Origin of the sequence: Siccirubricoccus phaeus (genome assembly GCF_008360935.1) — a bacterium.
In the GTDB taxonomy this organism is placed as follows: domain Bacteria; phylum Pseudomonadota; class Alphaproteobacteria; order Acetobacterales; family Acetobacteraceae; genus Siccirubricoccus; species Siccirubricoccus phaeus.
Genome location: NZ_SRXO01000001.1, coordinates 163,964 through 181,943, shown reverse-complemented (window position 1 = coordinate 181,943; position 17,980 = coordinate 163,964). Strand labels below are relative to the sequence as shown.

Here is a 17,980-nt window from a genome sequence, read left to right as displayed (position 1 = left end):
CGGCATCCGGCCGCGCCAGCCATGACCCCGCAGGGGCTCTCCACGCGCCAGGTGGTGCTGGCCCTGGCGGCGCCGGTGCTGGGCGTGCTCGCCTGGCACCTGGCGACGCAGGGCCAGGCCTACAGCCTCATCCCCTCGCCTTACGACGTGGCGGTGCAGTGGTGGGACCTCGCCTTCGGCGGAATCTGGGACGACCTCTATTCCGGGACGCTGCTGGCCCACACCTTCGCCAGCCTCTCCCGCGTCTATGGCGGCTTCGCGCTGGCGGCGCTGGTGGCGCTGCCGATGGGCATGCTGATCGGCCGCGTCGCGGTGGTGCGCGACCTGCTGGACCCGACGCTGCAGATCCTGCGGCCGATCCCCGTCACCGCCTGGCTGCCGCTCGCCATGATCGTCTTCGGCATCGGCCCGCGCAGCGCCTTCTTCCTCGTCTTCCTCGGCGCCTTCTACCCGATCCTGCTGAACACCATCTTCGGCGTGAAGAACGTGGAAGGCCGGCTGTTCGAGGCCGCGGCGATGCTCGGCGTCAGCCCGCAGGCGGTGTTCTGGAAGGTGGTGCTGCCCGCCTCCCTGCCCTCCATCTTCACCGGGCTCCGCCTCGGCCTCGGCTTCGCCTGGGTGGTGATCGTGGTCGGCGAGATGACCGGCGTGCAGACCGGCCTCGGCGCCATCATCATGGAGGCACGGCAGCTTTCCCGCACCGAGATCGTCATCAGCGGCATGGTGACGATCGGCGTGCTCGGCTTCCTCTCCGACCAGCTCGTGCAGTGGCTTGGCCGCCGCCTGCTGCGCTGGAGCCCCCAGCATGGATGACGCCACCTCCCTCCCCCGCCCTGCGGCGGAGGGAAGGGGTAGGGGTGGCGCGGCGCCCCTCCCCATCCTCGACATCCAGCGCGTGACCAAACGCTTCGCCTTCGGCGCGGAGCAGATCACCGCGCTCTCCGACGCTTCCCTGCGCATCGCGAAGGGCGAGTTCATCTGCCTCATCGGCCCCTCCGGCTGCGGCAAATCCACCCTGCTCCGCATGGTCGCCGGCTTCGAGACGGCGAGCACCGGCAGCCTGCTGATGTGGGGCAAGCCGATTGCCGGTCCTGGCCCGGACCGCGGCATGGTGTTCCAGGATTACGGCCTCTTCCCCTGGCTGACGGTGGTGCAGAATGTCGGCTTCGGCCCCGCCGCCCGCGGCCGCCCGAAGGCGGAGGTCACGGCGACGGCGAAGCGCTTCGTGGACCTGGTCGGCCTGACGCGCTTCGCCGACGCCTATCCGCACCAATTGTCCGGCGGCATGAAGCAGCGCGTCGCCATCGCCCGCGTGCTGGCGAATGATGCGGAAGTGGTGCTAATGGACGAGCCCTTCGGCGCGCTGGATGCGATGACCCGCGAGCGCTTGCAGGAGGAGCTGCTGGAGGTCTGGGCCCGGGCGAAGCTGACGGTCCTCTTCGTCACCCACGCCATCGAGGAGGCCATCTTCCTCTCCGACCGCATCGTGGTGATGTCCCCCGGCCCCGGCCGCATCATCGCCGATGAGCGCGTGGCGCTGCCCCGCCCGCGCGACCCGACCTCGCTCGAGTTCAACGCGCTGCGCCGCCGCTTCGCCGCCATGCTCGGCGGGCATCACTAGATGCCGTTGCCACGCGGCTCTTCAGAGCGTCGAGCGAAGGCGCTTTCATGCGCCTTCGACACCGTCGAAGGCGATCCTTCGCGAACGCCATGGGGCGGTTTTCCTGTCACGGATGCCGCGAAGCGGCACCGCGCTTCGCGCGGCTTCGTCCTTGACAGGAAAACCGCCCCATGGCCGAGGCTTGAGGGGCGCTCGGTCGCGCCGGAGGCGCGCCTCCGGCGCGACGTCGAGCGCCCGCGAAAGGGCGCCTCGAGGCGACAACGCCGTTGCGATGGCCGTCCGCTGCGACGCATGCCGCATGCGTGGCGGCGCCCCGCGCGGCCGGCCGCCGCGAAGCCGCGATAGGTCATCCGGCAGCGCCATGTAAGATAGACCGCCAAGCCTCACGCACCGCGCCACCGCATCGGAACACCGCCATGTCCTACGCCCCCCTGCCCGGCTTCTGGGCCACCGCCTCCCAGGATGAGCGCGACGCCTGCTACGACAACAACCGCGCCGTCCCCGACAGCCCCGCCCTCATCGAGGCCCGCAACGCCGCCGCCGCCACCTTCCGTGCCGCCCATGCCGACCATCTCGACCTCGCCTACGGCCCGCACGAACGCAACGCCTGGGACCTCTTCCCCGCCGAGCGCGCCGACGCCCCCTGCCTCGTCTTCATCCATGGCGGCTACTGGCAGCGCAACCGGCGCGAGGATTTCTGCGCCTTCATGGCCGGCGCCCGCGCCCATGGCTGGTCCACCGCCCTGCCCGGCTATTCCCTCGCCCCCGACGCCACCCTGACCCAGATCGTCGCCGAGATCACCGCCGCCCTCGACTGGCTCCAGGAGAACGGGCCGAATCACGGCATCGCCGGCAAGGTCGTTCTCTCCGGCTGGTCCGCCGGCGGCCATCTCGCCGCCATGGCGCTCGGCCACCCGCTGGTCAGTGCCGGCCTCGCCCTCTCCGGCATCTACGAGCTCGCCCCGATCCGCGAGACCTATCTGAACGAGAAGCTGCACCTGACGGAGACGGAGCTCGCTGCCCTCTCCCCCATGCGCCTGCCCATGGTGCCGAAGCCGCTCGCCATCGCCTACGGCACGAAGGAAACCCGCGAGCTGATCCGCCACTCCCGCGACTTCCACGCCGCCCGCGCCGCCGCGCACTGCCCTGGCCACCTCATTCCCGTGGTGAACGCCGACCATTTCCGCATCCTGCAATCGCTCGAAGCCCCTGAGGGCGAACTGATGCGCGCCGCGCTGGACCTGCTGCACCCCTGATGCAGCCGCCCGAGACCTTCACCCTCCCCGCCCTGGCCGCCTTCCACGCGGCCGGCGGCAGCCCCGTCGCCGTCGCCGATGCCGCGCTCGCCCGCATCGCCGCCTGGGCCGACCCCGCCCTTTTCATCACCCGCGTCGATCCCCATGCCGTGCGCGCCCGCGCCGCGACGCTGGCCGCCGAGGGCCCGCAGAACCGCCCCCTCTACGGCGTCCCCTTCGTGGTGAAGGACAACATCGACTGCGCCGGCCTGCCCACCACCGCCGGCTGCCCCGACTACGCCTACACCCCCGCCGAGGACGCCCCCGCCGTCGCCCGCCTCCTCGCCGCCGGCGCCATCCTCCTCGGCAAGGTCAATCTCGACCAATTCGCCACAGGGCTGAACGGCACCCGCAGCCCCTACGGCACGCCGCGCAACGCCCTGCTGCCGGGGCATATCCCCGGCGGCTCCTCCTCCGGCTCCGCCACCGCCGTCGCCGCCGGCATCGCGGCGTTTTCCCTCGGCACGGACACCGCCGGCTCCGGCCGCGTGCCCGCCATGGCCAACAACATCGTCGGCCTCAAGCCGAGCCTCGGCCTGATCCCGAGCCGCGGCATGGTCCCCGCCTGCCGCTCGCTCGACACCATTTCCCTCTTCGCCCTGACGGTCGCCGACGCCGCCACCGTGCTCTCCGTCGCCGCCGGCCCCGACGCCGCCGACCCCTACTCCCGCCCCGCCCCGCCCTTCTGGCGCGCCACCCCCGCGCCGCAGCCCGCCTGGCGCCTCGCCGCGCCCCTGCCCGAACAGCTCACCTTCGACACCCAGGCCGACGCCGCCCTCTACGAGTCCGCCCTCGCCCGCGCCCAATCCCTCGGCGCCGCCCTCACCCGCGTCGACATCGCCCCCTTCCTCGCCATCGCCCGCCGCCTCTATGACGGCGCCTGGGTCGCCGAGCGCACCGCCGCCCTCCGCGCATTCCTCGCCACCCACCCGGAGAGCGTCCACCCCGTCACCCGCACCATCCTCGAAGCCGGCCTCGCCAAGCGCACCACCGACGCCTGGGACGATTTCCACGAAGCCGCCGAGGCCCGCCGCCTCGCCCGCGCCCTCTTCGCCACCGCCGACGCGCTGCTGCTGCCCACCGCCCCCGGCCTGCCTAGCCTCGCCGCCCTCGCCGCCGAGCCCATCGCCGCCAACAGCCGCCTCGGCACCTACACCAACTTCGTCAACATCTGCGACCTGGCCGCCCTCGCCATCCCCGCGGGCTTCACCGCCGAGGGCTTCCCCGCCGGCCTCACCCTCATCGGCCCCGCCTTCTCCGAACCCCGCCTCGCCGGATTAGGCGCCGCGCTGCACGCGACAGCGGGCCTCCCCCTCGGCGCCCTCGGCACCCCCACCCCGCCACCGCCCACGCCACCGGACCTCGCCGCCGACGAACTCCCCCTGCTCGCCATCGGCGCCCACATGTCCGGCCTGCCGCTGAACCCGCAGATGCTCCGCCATGGCGGCCGCTTCCTCCGCGCCGCCACCACCGCCCCGCACTACCGGCTGCACGACCTCGGCAACCGCCCCGGCATGGCGCGCGTGGCCGCCGGCGGCACCGCCATCGCCGCCGAGCTCTGGGCCCTGCCCGCCGCCAGCATCGGACCCTTCCTGGCCGAAATCCCGCCACCCCTCGGCTTCGGCCGCGTCACCCTCGCGGATGGCAGCACGCCCCTCGGCTTCCTCGCCGAGGGCGCCTCCCTCTCCGATGCGCCGGACATCTCCGCCCATGGCGGCTGGCGCGCCTATCTCGCAGCGAAGGACCAGGCCTGATGGAGATCGACCTCCCCGAACCCATGACGGAGATGCGCGCCGCCTTCGCCGAATACGAACGCGCCCTCATCGCCAACGACGTCGAGACGCTGCAACGCCTGTTCCGCAAGGACCCCCGCACCCTGCGCTACGGCCCGGCCGAGAACCTCTATGGCTGGGACGCGATCGCCGCCTTCCGCGCCGGGCGCTCGCCGGTCGGCCTGGCGCGGACGCTGGAGAACACCATCATCACCACCTACGGCCGCGACTTCGCCACGGCGAACACCGAATTCCTCCGCAGCGGACGGCGCGGGCGGCAAAGCCAGAGCTGGGTGCGGTTTCCGGAGGAAGGGTGGCGGATCGTCGCGGCGCATGTCTCGCTGATGCCGGAGTGAAAGGCGGGGGCTCCGCCCCCGAAAACCCCCGGCAGGGGGCTCTGCCCCCTGCACCCCCGCCGGGGCCAGAACCTGGCCCCGGACCCCGGTCTGAGTTTTAGACCGAGGGTTGAACCAACCGCGCTCCACGACACCGCTCGCCACTGCCGACCGCACGAACTCCGGCACGCCATCCGGACGCGCCAGCGCCGTCGCGGCCACCACAGTAGATAAGATTATTTTCCTTGAAAGCAGATCATAGTTCCTGATACGTTTCAGAATTCCCCAGCGGTCCTCATCCCATGCGCCCTCGCCGCCCCATCCCCTCGAACCTCTTCCCCGCCAGCCTCCTCCCCCGCGAATTCCTCACTCGCCGCCTGGTACTTGACCCCATCCTGCGCCTCACCCCACCCACCCCCTGGGCCCCGCTGACTGAGGAGGAATGGGCCGCCATCGCCCCGATCTTCGCCGCGGCCAAATGCGCCCAGGCCGATGGCCCCGGCCGCCCGATGCGGGACAGCCCGCGTGCCCGGCTGGATGCCATCTTCCGCGCCTGCACCCTGAAGCGCAGCGGCCTCCGCGCGCCCTGGTCCGACCTGCCGCCGGAATTCGGCAAGCCCGACACCGCCTCCCGCTCGCACCGCCGCTGGGGCAAGGCCGGGCTCTGGGCCATGCTGCTGATTGCCGTCGCGCGCCGGGATCGCGCCCCGGTCTGGGACGGCCTCGCCTATCGCATCTGCTGCGCCTTCCGCCGCGCCATTCGCCTGCTGGGCCTCGCCGGCATCATGCTCGCCAAGCGCCTGCGCATGCCCTCGGCGCTCCCTGGCCCCTCCACCTGGCTCCCCGATGTGGATTTGTCCGAACTCTACCAGGAGGTCATTCGGCGGATTTTGTTGGCGATCGTCGAACGCCCCTGGCGCCCGCCCGCCTGGATCTTCCGCCTGATGCGCAAGATGCTCAGCATTGCCGGCGGCCGTTCCCGCATCCCCCGCTGGGCGGAGCCCGCGTAAGATGCCGCCCCCGGTTCTGAAACTCATGGTTTCCAAAGGCCCTTCGGCCTTTGGCGGGATGGAGTTTGAGGAAAGGCAGAGCCCTTCCTCAACCTTCCAGGTAGCTCTTCGCCGCCTCCCCCAGGATCTCGCAGCACAGCGCCAGGTCCTCTTCCTTGGTGTCCTCCGCCCAGTGGTGGCTGATCCCTTTGATGCTCGGCGTGAACAGCATCGCGACGGGCATCACCCTGGCGATGTACTGCGCGTCGTGCCCTGCCCCGCTTGGCATCCTTTGCCACTTCCCCGGCGCCAGCTTCTCCGCCGCCGCGTCCAGCGCCGCCATCATCTTCGGCTCGCACAGCGCCGGCAGCGACTTGCTCACGTTATGCAGCGTCACCGTGCAGCGTTCGCGCCGGTTCATCTCCTGCACGCAGCGGCGCAGGCAGTCCTCCATCCGCTCCAGCGTTGGCACGTCGATGTCGCGGAACTGGAAGAGGATGTCGGCCCCGCCCGGGATGATGCTCGGCGCCCCCGGGTCGAGCACGATACGCCCGGTGGTCCACACGCTGCGCGGGCCGCAGGCCTTGGGCATCTCCTGGTCGATCATCGCCAGCAGCCTTACCGCCGTCAGCCCGGCGTCGCGCCGCTCGGCCATGGTGGTGCCGCCGGCATGGTCCTGCATGCCCTCGATGGTGATGCGCCACTGCCAGATCGCCACGATCCCCGTCACCACCCCCGCCCGCAGCCCGGCATTCTCAAGCTGCGTGCCCTGCTCGATATGCATCTCGAAGAACCCCTTGTAGCGCGAGGGGTCGAGCTGCAGCCGGGGCTTCCCCGCCAGCCCCGCCGCCGCCAGCGCCTCGCGCAGGGGCTGGCCGTCATTGCGGCTGCGGCTGCGGTCGATCTCCTCCTCGGAAAGGATGCCGATGAGCGACTTCGAGCCGAGGAATCCGCCCTCGAAATGCCCCTCCTCATCGGCGAAGGCGGCGACATCCACCGGCAGCCCCGCCCGCGCCAGCGCCACCCCCGCCATCACCCCCAGCGCGCCATCCAGCCAGCCTGCGTAATTCTGGCTCTCGATATGGCTGCCCGCCAGCAGATGCGGCCCGCTGCCCTTATGCCGGCCGAAGACATTGCCGATGCCGTCGATCTCCGCCTCCAGCCCGCATTCCTCCAGCCGCGCCACCAGCCAGCGGCGGCTTTCCATGTCCTGCGGCGAGTAGGTCGGGCGGTGCACGCCGGTCTTGTACTGGCCGATCTGCCGCAGCTCGTTCAGGTCCTTCAGGAAGCGGGCGGTGTCGATCAACTTCATGTCGGAAATCCCTTGCTGCGCTGCGAAAGCTGCCCCGGGAACCGCGCTTTCGCAATGCTGGACAGCCGGCCCCTTTGCCCTATCGTCGCGCCGCACGAAAACCCACAGGGGTGGCGGATGCGGCGGAGAGAGCTTCTGGCCCTCGGCGCGGGGCTGCTGGCGGGCACGGTCCTGGCGAAGGCCGGCCGCGCGGAAACCTGGCCCGGCCGGCCGGTGACGCTGATGGTGCCCTTCGGCGCCGGCGGCGCCACCGACATCGTCACCCGCGCCCTCGCCGCCGCCATGGGCAAGCGGATCGACCAGCCGATCGTCGTGGACAACCGCCCGGGCGGCAACGGCACGGTGGCGCTGTCCACCCGCCTGAAATTCGCTGCGCCGGACGGCCATACCCTCTCCACCATCACCACCGGCGCCATCCGCCTGCCGCTGATGCAGCCGATGAATTTCGACGGCATCCAGGATTTCACCTGGATCTCCATGGTCTCCGCGCTGCGCCACTTCATCGTGGTGCGGCCGGATGCGCGGTGGCAGGACTGGCCGGCGCTGCTGGCGGAGGCCAGGGCCAGTCCCGGCCGCATCCGCTTCGGCTCCCCGGGCCAGTACAGCCTGATGCATGTGGAGCTGATCCGCGTCGGCCAGGAGAAGGGCGTGACCTGGGAGAACGTCCCCTTCCGCGGCGATGTGGAGGCGGTGACGACGCTGCTCTCCGGCGATCTCGACTTCGCCGTGACCAGCACCGCGATCGGCGAGCTGGCGAAGCGCGGCGAGGTGCGGCTGCTGGGGCTGATGAGCGCCGACCGCCTGCCCGGCTACCCCGAGGTGCCGACGCTGATCGAGCAGGGCACGGCCTCCGTCTGCGAGGTGCCCTATGGCGTCGCCGGCCCCGCCGGCATGGCCCCGGCGCTGACCGAGCGGATCGCCGCCGTCATCCGCGCCGCGATGGACGACCCGGACCATCTGGCGCTGCTCGACCGGATGAACCAGCGCCCCGCCTATCTGGGCCCGGCCGAGGCCACCGCCTGGGCCAGGCGCTTCCGCGACGAGCAGGCGGCGCTGCTGCAGCGCCTCAACATCCCGCGCCAGGGCTGACCGGCGATGGCTGTGCCGCCCCTCGCCATCACGGGCCCGGCCGGTGCCTGGCAGGGCGGGCAGGCCACCGCATGGCGAGGCGAGGGGCGATCCCGCCGGCCGATGGAGGTCGAGATCGCGTCACTCGCGCGGCGCGCGCTTGGCAATCGTCTCGCCCTCGCCTACCTCTGGGCGGCAACCACGAACCACCGCCGTCCGAGAAAGAGCCCCTGATGCGCCGCAGGCCCCTGCTGTTGTCCGCGGCGGCGATGCTCGCCGCCCCTGCCCTCACCCCGTCCTCAGGCCGCGCGCAGCCGGCCTATCCCAACCGGCCGGTGCGGCTGGTGATTCCCTGGCCGCCGGGCCAGGCGACGGACCTCATGGCCCGCGTCGTCGCGCAGAAGGTCAGCGAGCTTTGGGGCCAGCCCATGGTGCCGGAGAACCGGGCCGGGGCGGGCGGGATGATCGGCACGGATTTCGTCGCCAAGGCGCCGGCCGACGGCTACACGGTGCTGGCCGCCTCGACCGGGCCCATCACCACCGCGCCGCTGGTGCAGCGCACGCCCTACGACCCGCAGAAGGACTTCATCCCGGTCGCGATGATCGGCATCTCCCCCTATGTGCTGGTGGTGGGCAACTCCTTCCCGGCGCAGAGCGCGGAGGAGTTCCTCGCCAAGGTGCGGGCGGAGCCGGGCAAGTACACCTATGCCACCTCCGGCACCGGGGCGGCGGCGCATCTCATCACCCTCATGTTCCTCAGCCGCGCGAAGCTGGACACGGTGCATGTGCCCTTCCAGGGCAGCGGCCCGGCGCTGACGGCGGTGATGGCCGGGCAGGTGGATTTCGCCATCGACACCCTGGCGGCGACCGGGCCGCTGTTCCGCCAGGGCAGCGTGCGGGCGCTGGGGGTGACGCTGGAAGGCGGCACGGAGTTGGCGCCGGAGCTGGTGCCGCTGGCCCGGCTGCCCGGCATGGCGGGCTACGATGTCGGCGCCTTCGGCGGCTATATGGTGCCGGCCGGCACGCCGGCCCCGGTGGTCGAGAAGCTGGCAGCGGACTCCGCGAAGGCCCTGGGGACACCCGAGGCGCAGCGCGGCCTGGCCGGCATCGGCATGCAGCCCCTGCCGAAAGGCGCCGCCGACTTCGCCGCCTTCATGGCGAGCCATCGCGAGGAATTCCGCAAGGTGATCGAGGAGAACAATATCCGCCTCGATTGAGACAGGCGGCGCGGGGTGCGCCCCCGGCCGGGGGCGCCGAAGCATCCCACCGCGCCGGCCCGCTGCCGGACCAGCGCCGCCCGGTGCCCTGCCGTGGCTTCGCCGCGGCAGGCTGTGCGAGGCCGCGGGAAGCCGGCGAATCCGAGGCCCCCGCGGAGCCGCGCAGCGGCTTCGTGGGGGAGTTCAATAGCCCGCCGTGATGCCGCCGCCCTGGCCGAAGGTGACGCCGCCCAGGGGCGCCTCCGTCGCCGCGGCGGGCAGCCAGGCGCCGGCGGCATCGCGCTGCGCCATCTCCTGCGCCAGCAGGCCGGTCGCCAAATTGGTCTGCGGCAACGGCCCCAGCTCCGCCAGCCGGGCGACGGAGCGCGCCCCGCCGGGGCGGAAGAGCGGCGCCGGCATGGCGGCGGCGGCACGGGCCCGGTCGCCGGCCCGCAGCGCCCGGGCGGCATCCAGCAAGGCGGGCGTCACCGCCGCCTCCGTCGCACCCTCGGCGATGCCGGCGGCGTCGCGCGTCTCCACCCGGGCAAAGCCCAGCTCCCGCCGCAGCTCCTCCGGCAGGCTGGCATAGCGGGGGTTGCGGCTGAGCTCGGCGGTGAGGAATTCAAGCTGCGCCAGGGCCTCCGCCGCGGCGGCGGGCTGGCCGGCCAGCGCGCTGCCGCGGTCGGCAAAGGCCCGGGCGGCATTGGCGACCGCCACCCGCACCGGGTCGACCGTCACCGTGCCGAGCGGCGCGGCGGGCGGCAGGGTGGCGGGCCGGCGCATCTCCGCGCAGGCGCCGAGGCCGAGCAGCAGCGCGGCAAGCGGCAGCGCGCGGCGCGGCACCGGCGGGCGCATCAGAAGCGGCCGCGGCGGTCGCCATCCAGGCTGCGCTGCAGCACGGTGGCGGTGCCGTTGGCGGCGAGGCTCGTCCGCGGCAGGGGCGGCAGGGCGGCGAGGCGGGTCAGCGCCGCCTGCCCGCCCTGGGGGAAGACGTCCGGCGGCAGGGAAGCGGCGGCGGCGGCGGTCTGGCCGGCATTCAGGGCGCGCGCCGCGGCGTAGAGCGAATCGATCACCCGCTGGGGCGGCAGGCCGCGCGGCACGCTGAGGGCCTGACGCCATTCCTCCCGCGCCCCGGCGAGCTGGGCCGGCAGCTCCGGCGGCAGGGCGGTGAAGCGGGGGTTGGTGGGCAGGTCGGCGGCGAGGAATTCCATCTGCGCCAGGGCCCGGGCCGCATTGGCCGGCTGGCCGGCCAGCTCCCCCTGATGGGTGAAGGCGTAGGAGGCGTTGGCGGCGGCGGCGCGGACCGGGTCGCCGGCGCCGACGGTGGCGTCATGGGGGAGCTGGGCCGAGGGCGGCGAGGGCGGCAGCGCACCACAGGCGCCGAGCGCGAGCAGGGCGGCGAGGGGCAGCAGGGCACGAGGCATGATTGGCTCCCGGACGAGGCGGCGTGTCGAGGTCAGCATGACCTCGGCATCACGCTTCGGCAATTGCCTGGCGGATGAGCGCTGAGTCATGCGGAGTTACGTAACCTTGGCTGGTGATGCCGCGAGAGGCTTTCCGCCGGAGGCCGAAAGGCGATGCTGCGCCCCGTGGTTCCAGGGACCTTCGGGGCCGGTCGGGCGCGAGGCGGGCAAGGCCCGGTCACCGCGGCTGAAGCTGCGCCGCCAGCGCCTCCCGCGTCGCCCGCAGCGCCCGCCGTAGCGGCGCGAGTCGCGCATCCTCGGGATCGACGCCGGCCACTGGCCGGGCCCCGGCGAAGAGCGCATCCGCCGTCGCCTGGGGCGGCGCATCGGCGGCGATGCCGAGGCAGAGGCGCATGGCCGTGCGGCCCTCGCGCAGCAGCCGCGTCAGGTGACGACCCTCCGGCAGGAAGCCGTCCTGGAAGGCGGTGGCGAGGTATTCCACCAGCGCCGCGACCCGGGGCAGCTCCTCTGGCGCCTGGCGCAGCGCGGCGGGGCGGTCCAGCAGGCGGGCGGCGACCTCCTCCAGCGCCCAGCGCCGCGGCTCGGTGGCGCCGGGCGGCAGGCCGGGGGGCAGGCGCACCGGGGGCTCCGCCTGCCAGCCCTCGTCGCAGGCGGCCAGGGGCAGCAGCGCTGCCCAAGGGGCCAGCCATCGGGCGAGGAGCCGGCGCGTCAGTAGCACCCCGCCAGCCGCCCCCGCGCGCGCAGCAGGGCCAGGACGGTGCGGCAGGTGGGGGCCGGCACCTCCACCAGCTCCGCCAGCTCCACCACGCTGCCGAGCAGGGCGTCGATCTCCATCGGCCGGCCGCGCTCCAGATCCTGCAGCATGGAGGTCTTGTGCGCGCCGACCTCGGCGCCGCCGGCGATGCGCTTGTCGACATCGATGGCGAAGCGGATGCCGAGCTTCTCCGCCACCGCCTGGCCCTCCAGCATCATGGCGCGGCAGACGGCGCGCAGCTCCGGCTCCCCGGTGATGACGTCGAGCGTCGCGGTGGTCAGCGCCGAGAGCGGGTTGAAGGCCATGTTACCCCAGAGCTTCACCCAGAGCTCGTCGCGGATCCGCGGCCGGACGGGCGCCTTGAAGCCGGCGGCGACCAGCGCCTTGGACAGCGCCTCGGCGCGCTCGGAGCGGCTGCCATCCGGCTCGCCCAGGCTGAAGCGGTCGCCATAGGTGTGCTCGATGACACCAGGCTCCGGCACCTCGGCGGCGGGGTAGATGATGCAGCCGAGAACTTTTTCGGGTGGCAGCAGGGCGGAGACGGCGCCGCCCGGATCGACGCTCTCGACGCGACGGCCCTCATGCGGGCCGGCGAGCTTGTGGAAGTACCACCAGGGGATGCCGTTCACCGCGGCGACGATGGTGGTGCCGGGGCCGATCAGCGGCTGCATCTGCTGCGCCGCGCCCGGCAGGGCGGGGGCCTTGAGGGTGATGAGGACGTAGTCCTGCACCCCGGCCTCGGCGGCGCTGGCGACGCAACGGGGGCGGGTGACGGTCTCCTGCCCCTCGGAGCGGAGCACGAGGCCCTTCTCCTGCATCGCCTTGAGATGCGGGCCGCGGGCGATGACGGTGACGTCCACCTCGCCCTTCTGGACCAGCTTCGCCGCCATGAGGCCGCCGATCGCGCCGGCGCCGAAGATACAGAGCTTCATGGATCTCACCCCTCCCCCGCTTTACGGGGGAGGGCCGGGGTGGGGGTGGCTGCGCGCCCCCTGCTCCCTGGCGCCGCCCCGGCGGGACGATCATGTGCTGGCGGGGGTACCCCCACCCCAACCCTCCCCCGCGCCGCGGGGGAGGGAGTTACGCCGTGATGCCGAGCTTCTCGGCAAGGCCGATGCGCATCAGCTTGCCGGTGGCGCCCTTCGGGATCTCCGGCAGGAACACCACCTTCCGCGGCACCTTGAAGTCGGCCAGGTGCTTCGCCGCGTGGTCGCGCAGCTCGCGCTCGGAGCATTCCATGCCCTCGCGCAGCACCACGGCGCAGCCCACCTCCTCGCCCAGCATCGGATGCGGGATGGAGAAGGTCAGGGCCTGGGCAACGGCAGGATGCTCGGAGAGGACGCCATCGACCTCCAGCGGGGAGACCTGCTCGCCGCCGCGCTTGATGAGTTCCTTCAGGCGGCCGGTCAGCAGCAGATAGCCGTCCCTGTCGAACATCCCCTGGTCGCCGGTGCGGAACCAGCCCTTGGTGAAGGCCTTGGCATTGGCCTCCGGATTGGCTTCGTAGCCCTTGGTGACGTTGGGGCCGCGGATCACCACTTCGCCGATCGCGCCCTGGGGCAGGAGGTTGCCGTCATCATCCATGATGGCGACCTCCGGCCCGGCCGGCAGGCCGACGATGCCGGGCTTCTGCGCGCCGGGGGGCAGCGGGTTGCTGCACATCTGGTGGCTGGCCTCGGTCATGCCGTAGCTCTCGATGACCGGGGCGGAGAAGGCGGCGGCCAGGTCCTTCATCGCCTGGGCCGGCAGGGAGGCCGAGGAGCTGCGGATGAAGCGCAGCGGGGCGCGGGCGATGATCTCCTTGTTGCGCTCGGCGCGCTGCAGGATCGCCTGGTGCATGGTGGGCACGGCGGTGTACCAGCTCGGCCGCTCGGCATCGAGCAGGGCGAAGAAGCGCAGCGCGTTGAAGCCCGGGGTGCAGATGACGGCGCCGCCGCCGGCCAGCGAGGCCAGGGTCGCCGCGATCAGCCCATGGATGTGGAAGAGCGGCATGACGTTGAGGCAGGCATCCTCGGCAGTCAGCCGCAGGGTGCGCGCGATGTTGCCGGCCGAGGCGGTGACGTTGGTATGGGTCAGCGGCACGATCTTCGGCCGCGCCGTGGTGCCAGAGGTGTGCAGCACCAGGGCAACGTCCTCGGCCTCCGCCGGCCCGGGCCGCGCCGCCGCGCCGGGCGTGCCGCCGGAAAGGGTGAAATCCCCGGCCGCCTCGCCCGGGATCAGTTCCAGCACCGGCACGCCCAGGCGGGCGGCGACGGCGCGGGCGGGGGTCTCCGCCCCCTGCAGCACCACCAGCGCCCTGGCCTTGAGGTCGGTCAGGTAGAATTCGAACTCCTCATCCTTGTAGGCGGGGTTCAGCGGCGCGGTGGTGGCGGCGCAGGCGATGGCGAGGAAGCTCGCCGCCATCTCCGGCCCGTTGGGCAGGACGATCGCCACCCGGTCGCCGCGGCCGATGCCGATGCCGTTCAGCGCCGCCATGGTCCGCTCGGCGAGGCCCAGCAGGCCCGCATAGGTCAAGGCGGGGCGCTCGGGGGCCCGGATGGCGGGGCGGGAGGGCTCGCCGGCGGCGATCAGGCTGAGCACGGTGCGGCTGGCGGTCATGGCGCTCCCTCGGCTGGCGGATCGAGGTTCTCTGCACCCTGGAAGGCGCGGCGGCAAGCGGCAGCCCCCGTCCCCCTTGCCCCTCGGCCCGCCCCAGCCGATCATCCCGGCGGGAGCAACGCGAAGCACATGGCCGGCCCTTCCTGGACGCCGTGCCCATGCCCGATTCCGCGACCGCCCTTCCCCGCCGCCCCGGGCCCTGCCCATGACCCGGGCCACCGACCCCGCCGCGCTGAGCCTGGCCGAGGCGAGCGCGCTGATCGCCCGGCGCGCCCTCTCGCCGGTGGAGCTGGTGCGGGCCGTGCTGGCCCGCATCGCGGCGCGGGACGGGGCGCTGCACGCCCATATCACGGTGCTGGAAGAGCCGGCGCTGGTGGCGGCCCGGGCGGCCGAGGCGGCGATCATGGCGGGGGGGCCGCGCAGCCCGCTGCACGGCATCCCCTATGGGCTGAAGGATAATTACGCGACCGCGGGGATCCGGACCACCGCCGCCTCCCGCGCGCGGTGGGCGCATGTGCCGGCGACGGATGCGACCCTGCATGCGCGGCTGCAGGCGGCGGGCGGCATCCTCATCGGCAAGCACAATACCTGGGAATACGGCACCGGCATGGGCGAGTTACAGGAGGATTTGCCGGTGCCGCCGCCGCGCAATGCCTGGAACCCGGACTACTACACGGCGGGCTCCTCCAACGGCACGGGGGTGGCGGTGGCGGCGGGGTTCTGCGCGCTGGGGCTGGGCTCGGACACTGGCGGCTCGGTGCGGGTGCCGGCGGCGGTGCATGGGCTGCATGGGCTGAAGCCGACCTATGGAAGGCTCTCGCGGGCCGGCATCCTGCCCAACGCCTATACGCTGGACGTGGCCGGGCCGCTGACGCGGCGGGCGAAGGACGCGGCGCTGGCGATGAATGTGCTGGCGGGGCGCGATCCGCTGGACCCGACGAGCCTGGATGCGCCGGTGCCGGATTTCGCCGCCAGGATCGAGGACGGCGTGGTGGGCCTGACCATCGGCGTGCTGCGCCGCTTCCATGAGCGAGACTACGCCGCCGATCCGGAGGTAGTGGGCGCCTTCGAGAATGCGGTGATGGTGCTGCGCGACCTCGGCGCCCGGCTGGTGGAGGTGGATGTCCCCTGGGCCGTGCAGGAGTGGCGGGATTGCATGCGGCCGATCTCCTCGGCCGAGGCGCTGTCCATCCACGGGCCGGATGTGCGGGAGCGCTTCGCGCTGATGGGCAGCGCGCTGCAGGGCAAGTTCCTCGGCGCCATGGCGGTGACGGGCGCGGAGTACGTCACGGCGCAGCGCTGGCGCCGGCAGATGGCCGAAGCGATGGATGCGGTCGTGCGTCCCTGCGATGCCGTGCTGATGCCCTGCGTGATGACGCGGGTGCCGCGCTGGGCGGAGGGCGAGGCCCGCTTCCGCGAGTTCATGATGGCCAGCGCGACCTGCGTGCTGAATGTCTCCGGCCATCCGGCGTCCAGCATCTGTGCCGGCTTCGACAGCGCCGGCCTGCCGCTCTCGCTGCAATTGGTCTCGCGGCATCTGGAGGAAGCGACGCTGCTGCGCGTCGCCCATGCCTTCGAGGAAGCGACGGGCTTCTGGCGGAAGCTGCCCTGCGCCTGAGCGGCGGACTCATGGTTTCCAAAGGCCCTTCGGCCTTTGGCGGGAGGAGTTCGAGGAGGGCAGAGCCCTCCTCAATGCGAGGAGGTGGGACATGGACACGATGACCGAGGCCGAAGCGATCGGCCATCTCCTGCGCGCCGGCATCGAGATGCCGGACCCGGCGCTGGTGGCGCGTCTGGTGGCGGCCTCCGGCCCGATGCGTGGCAGCCTGGCTCGCCAGCCCAGGGATTTGCCCGCGGGGCTTGAGCCCGCGGCAGCGTTTGCGGTGCCGGCGCGGTGAGTCTCACCCGTCGTGCGCTCGGCGCGCTGGCCGCCGCTGCGGCCGTCCCGGCCCAGGCCCAGGGCGAGACGGTGCTGCGCGTCGCGATGACGCTCTCCGACATTCCCTATCTCGGCGGCCAGCCGGACCAGGGCGGCGAGGGGTGGCGCTTCGTCGGCGTGACGCTCTACGACAGCCTGGTCGGCTGGGACCTGACGCAGCGGGACAAGCCGAGCACGCTGATCCCCGGCCTCGCCACGGGGTGGGAGGCCGATCCGGGCGACCGCCGCATCTGGACCTTCCGGCTGCGGGAGGGGGTGCGCTTCCACGATGGCAGCCCCTTCGACGCGGATGCCGTCGTCTGGAACATGCGGAAGCTGATGGACCCGCAGGCGCCGCAATACGACGCACGACAGAATGCCCAGACCTACGGGCGGATGAATCTGATCGACCGGGTGGAGAAGGCGGAGGCGCATGCCGTCCGCATCGTCACCAAGGCGCCGGATGCGATGGTGCCATGGTATTTCGGGCGGATCATGATGTCCTCCCCCGGCCAGTGGGAGAAGCTGGGGCGGAGCTGGGACGCCTATCTGCGCAACCCGGCCGGCATCGGGCCGTGGAAATTCGACCGGCTGGTGCCACGGCAGCGGCTGGAGCTGGTGAAGAACACGGAATACTGGAACCCGGCGCGGGTGCCGAAGACGGACAGGCTGGTGTTGCTGCCGATCCCGGATGCGAATACGCGGACGGCGGCGCTGCTCTCCGGCCAGTGCGACTTCATCGAGGCGCCGCCGCCGGATGCGACGGCGCGGCTGAAGGCGGCGGGGATGCAGATCGTCACCAATGCCTACCAGCATATCTGGCCCTGGTTCCTCTCCCGCGTGGATGGGGCGCCGACCACCGATCTCAGGGTGCGGCGGGCGCTGAACCTGGCGATCGACCGGGAGGGGATCGCGGGGCTGCTGCAGGGCTTCGGCGCGCCGGCGGTGGGCAATGTGCCGCCGGGGCATCCCTGGTTCGGGACCCCGAGCTGGCGCATCCGCTACGATCCGGAGGAGGCGAAGAAGCTGCTGGCGGAGGCCGGCTACGGGCCGCGCAACCCGCTGAGGCTGCGGGTGACGATCAGCGCCAGCGGCTCCGGCCAGATGCAGCCGCAGCTCATGAACGAGGCGATGCAGGAGATGCTGCGGGCGGTGAACGTCGAGGTCAGCTTCGAGGTGATCGACTGGTCCACCATGACGCAGCGGCGCGCCCAGGGCGCGCAATCGCCGGAGCAGGCGGGAATCAGCGGGCTGAACAATTCCTGGTCCTGGGTGGATCCGGATTTCGGCTTCACCAGCACGCTGGCGAGCGACCGCATCGCGCCGCGGGGGAATAATTGGTGCAATGTGAAGCTGCCGGAATTCGACCGGCTCTGCGCCGCGATCCGGGCGGAGTTCGACGCGGAGAAGCAGACGGCGCTGATCGCCGAGCTGCATGCGAAGATGGTCGAGGATGCGACCTGGCTGTTCGTGGTGCACGACCTGAACCCGCGCGCCATGTCGCCCAAGGTGAAGGGCTTCGTGCAGGCGCAGAATTGGATCCAGGACCTGACGCCGATCAGCATGGGATAGGTCGTTCCCTCCCCCGCTGGCGGGGGAGGGTCAGGGTGGGGGTGGTGGGCGGCGAGGTCTCGCAGCACCCCCGCCAGCTCGCGGGCACCCCCCACAACCTCGCAGGCACCCCCACCAGCTCGCAGG

Annotated in this window: 17 protein-coding genes; 11 read left to right on the top strand and 6 right to left on the bottom strand. The window is 72.4% G+C overall.

Going from position 1 to position 17,980, the window contains the following annotated elements; translation table 11 throughout:
- Positions 1-21: 21 nt before the first annotated feature.
- The 6 genes from E5N76_RS00805 (at position 22) to E5N76_RS00780 (ending at position 6,033) form a co-directional block, all read left to right on the top strand.
- Complete coding sequence (locus tag E5N76_RS00805) at positions 22-813, top strand: ABC transporter permease (protein WP_149535394.1); 792 nt, start codon at positions 22-24, stop codon at positions 811-813.
- Entirely contained in the window at positions 806-1,621 is an 816-nt protein-coding gene (locus E5N76_RS00800; RefSeq protein ID WP_149535393.1) for an ABC transporter ATP-binding protein, read from the top strand. Before E5N76_RS00805 ends, E5N76_RS00800 begins: the two co-directional genes overlap by 8 nt.
- Before the next feature lie 416 nt (positions 1,622-2,037).
- Positions 2,038-2,877, top strand: coding sequence for an alpha/beta hydrolase (locus tag E5N76_RS00795; RefSeq protein ID WP_149535392.1), 840 nt, complete (start codon positions 2,038-2,040; stop codon positions 2,875-2,877).
- Positions 2,877-4,670: an allophanate hydrolase gene (atzF, locus tag E5N76_RS00790; RefSeq protein WP_149535391.1), complete on the top strand. Its 1,794-nt coding sequence runs from the start codon at positions 2,877-2,879 to the stop codon at positions 4,668-4,670. Before E5N76_RS00795 ends, atzF begins: the two co-directional genes overlap by 1 nt.
- Positions 4,670-5,044: an oxalurate catabolism protein HpxZ gene (gene hpxZ, locus E5N76_RS00785; RefSeq protein WP_149535390.1), complete on the top strand. Its 375-nt coding sequence runs from the start codon at positions 4,670-4,672 to the stop codon at positions 5,042-5,044. The genes atzF and hpxZ overlap by 1 nt, the downstream gene beginning before the upstream one ends.
- 281 nt (positions 5,045-5,325) lie before the next feature.
- Complete coding sequence (locus E5N76_RS00780) at positions 5,326-6,033, top strand: transposase (protein WP_149535389.1); 708 nt, start codon at positions 5,326-5,328, stop codon at positions 6,031-6,033.
- Positions 6,034-6,121: 88 nt separating this feature from the next.
- Here E5N76_RS00780 and E5N76_RS00775 read toward each other — a convergent pair whose 3' ends face one another.
- Positions 6,122-7,324, bottom strand: coding sequence for a Zn-dependent hydrolase (locus E5N76_RS00775; RefSeq protein ID WP_149535388.1), 1,203 nt, complete (start codon positions 7,322-7,324; stop codon positions 6,122-6,124).
- 117 nt (positions 7,325-7,441) lie between these two features.
- Between E5N76_RS00775 and E5N76_RS00770 the strand changes: the two genes are divergently transcribed.
- Together E5N76_RS00770 and E5N76_RS00765 are read left to right on the top strand one after the other, a co-directional pair.
- Complete coding sequence (locus E5N76_RS00770) at positions 7,442-8,413, top strand: tripartite tricarboxylate transporter substrate binding protein (RefSeq protein WP_187829892.1); 972 nt, start codon at positions 7,442-7,444, stop codon at positions 8,411-8,413.
- Positions 8,414-8,625: 212 nt separating this feature from the next.
- A complete protein-coding gene (locus E5N76_RS00765) occupies positions 8,626-9,609 on the top strand; it encodes a Bug family tripartite tricarboxylate transporter substrate binding protein (RefSeq protein WP_187829891.1) in 984 nt (327 codons plus the stop codon).
- Between the two features lie 183 nt (positions 9,610-9,792).
- Here E5N76_RS00765 and E5N76_RS00760 read toward each other — a convergent pair whose 3' ends face one another.
- From E5N76_RS00760 to E5N76_RS00740, 5 genes are all read right to left on the bottom strand, one after another.
- Positions 9,793-10,443 (bottom strand): hypothetical protein, encoded by a 651-nt coding sequence (locus E5N76_RS00760; protein ID WP_149535385.1) that lies wholly within the window; start codon positions 10,441-10,443, stop codon positions 9,793-9,795.
- Positions 10,443-11,012, bottom strand: coding sequence for a hypothetical protein (locus E5N76_RS00755; protein WP_149535384.1), 570 nt, complete (start codon positions 11,010-11,012; stop codon positions 10,443-10,445). The genes E5N76_RS00760 and E5N76_RS00755 overlap by 1 nt, the downstream gene beginning before the upstream one ends.
- 217 nt (positions 11,013-11,229) lie before the next feature.
- Positions 11,230-11,730, bottom strand: a complete 501-nt coding sequence (locus E5N76_RS00750; protein ID WP_149535383.1) for a hypothetical protein — start codon at positions 11,728-11,730, stop codon at positions 11,230-11,232.
- Complete coding sequence (locus E5N76_RS00745; RefSeq protein ID WP_149535382.1) at positions 11,721-12,698, bottom strand: 2-dehydropantoate 2-reductase; 978 nt, start codon at positions 12,696-12,698, stop codon at positions 11,721-11,723. Before E5N76_RS00745 ends, E5N76_RS00750 begins: the two co-directional genes overlap by 10 nt.
- A 148-nt stretch (positions 12,699-12,846) precedes the next feature.
- On the bottom strand, positions 12,847-14,364 hold the full coding sequence (locus tag E5N76_RS00740; protein ID WP_149535381.1) for an acyl--CoA ligase: 1,518 nt from the start codon (positions 14,362-14,364) through the stop codon (positions 12,847-12,849).
- A 205-nt stretch (positions 14,365-14,569) separates the two neighbouring features.
- Between E5N76_RS00740 and E5N76_RS00735 the strand changes: the two genes are divergently transcribed.
- The 3 genes from E5N76_RS00735 to E5N76_RS00725 all read left to right on the top strand — a co-directional run bounded on the left by E5N76_RS00735 (position 14,570) and on the right by E5N76_RS00725 (position 17,854).
- On the top strand, positions 14,570-15,982 hold the full coding sequence (locus E5N76_RS00735) for an amidase (protein WP_187829890.1): 1,413 nt from the start codon (positions 14,570-14,572) through the stop codon (positions 15,980-15,982).
- A gap of 91 nt (positions 15,983-16,073) precedes the next feature.
- A complete protein-coding gene (locus tag E5N76_RS00730) occupies positions 16,074-16,262 on the top strand; it encodes a hypothetical protein (RefSeq protein WP_149535379.1) in 189 nt (62 codons plus the stop codon).
- On the top strand, positions 16,259-17,854 hold the full coding sequence (locus E5N76_RS00725) for an ABC transporter substrate-binding protein (RefSeq protein ID WP_207791824.1): 1,596 nt from the start codon (positions 16,259-16,261) through the stop codon (positions 17,852-17,854). The genes E5N76_RS00730 and E5N76_RS00725 overlap by 4 nt, the downstream gene beginning before the upstream one ends.
- The last annotated feature ends 126 nt before the right edge of the window (positions 17,855-17,980 follow it).

Excerpts from the sequence above, each read along its gene's own strand:
- E5N76_RS00805 (WP_149535394.1), top strand. The coding sequence starts at position 22 with ATGACCCCGCAGGGGCTCTCCACGCGCCAGGTGGTGCTGGCCCTGGCG.
- E5N76_RS00800 (WP_149535393.1), top strand. The coding sequence starts at position 806 with ATGGATGACGCCACCTCCCTCCCCCGCCCTGCGGCGGAGGGAAGGGGT.
- E5N76_RS00795 (WP_149535392.1), top strand. The coding sequence starts at position 2,038 with ATGTCCTACGCCCCCCTGCCCGGCTTCTGGGCCACCGCCTCCCAGGAT.
- atzF (WP_149535391.1), top strand. The coding sequence starts at position 2,877 with ATGCAGCCGCCCGAGACCTTCACCCTCCCCGCCCTGGCCGCCTTCCAC.
- hpxZ (WP_149535390.1), top strand. The coding sequence starts at position 4,670 with ATGGAGATCGACCTCCCCGAACCCATGACGGAGATGCGCGCCGCCTTC.
- E5N76_RS00780 (WP_149535389.1), top strand. The coding sequence starts at position 5,326 with ATGCGCCCTCGCCGCCCCATCCCCTCGAACCTCTTCCCCGCCAGCCTC.
- E5N76_RS00775 (WP_149535388.1), bottom strand. The coding sequence starts at position 7,324 with ATGAAGTTGATCGACACCGCCCGCTTCCTGAAGGACCTGAACGAGCTG.
- E5N76_RS00770 (WP_187829892.1), top strand. The coding sequence starts at position 7,442 with ATGCGGCGGAGAGAGCTTCTGGCCCTCGGCGCGGGGCTGCTGGCGGGC.
- E5N76_RS00765 (WP_187829891.1), top strand. The coding sequence starts at position 8,626 with ATGCGCCGCAGGCCCCTGCTGTTGTCCGCGGCGGCGATGCTCGCCGCC.
- E5N76_RS00760 (WP_149535385.1), bottom strand. The coding sequence starts at position 10,443 with ATGCGCCCGCCGGTGCCGCGCCGCGCGCTGCCGCTTGCCGCGCTGCTG.
- E5N76_RS00755 (WP_149535384.1), bottom strand. The coding sequence starts at position 11,012 with ATGCCTCGTGCCCTGCTGCCCCTCGCCGCCCTGCTCGCGCTCGGCGCC.
- E5N76_RS00745 (WP_149535382.1), bottom strand. The coding sequence starts at position 12,698 with ATGAAGCTCTGTATCTTCGGCGCCGGCGCGATCGGCGGCCTCATGGCG.
- E5N76_RS00740 (WP_149535381.1), bottom strand. The coding sequence starts at position 14,364 with ATGACCGCCAGCCGCACCGTGCTCAGCCTGATCGCCGCCGGCGAGCCC.
- E5N76_RS00735 (WP_187829890.1), top strand. The coding sequence starts at position 14,570 with ATGACCCGGGCCACCGACCCCGCCGCGCTGAGCCTGGCCGAGGCGAGC.
- E5N76_RS00730 (WP_149535379.1), top strand. The coding sequence starts at position 16,074 with ATGGACACGATGACCGAGGCCGAAGCGATCGGCCATCTCCTGCGCGCC.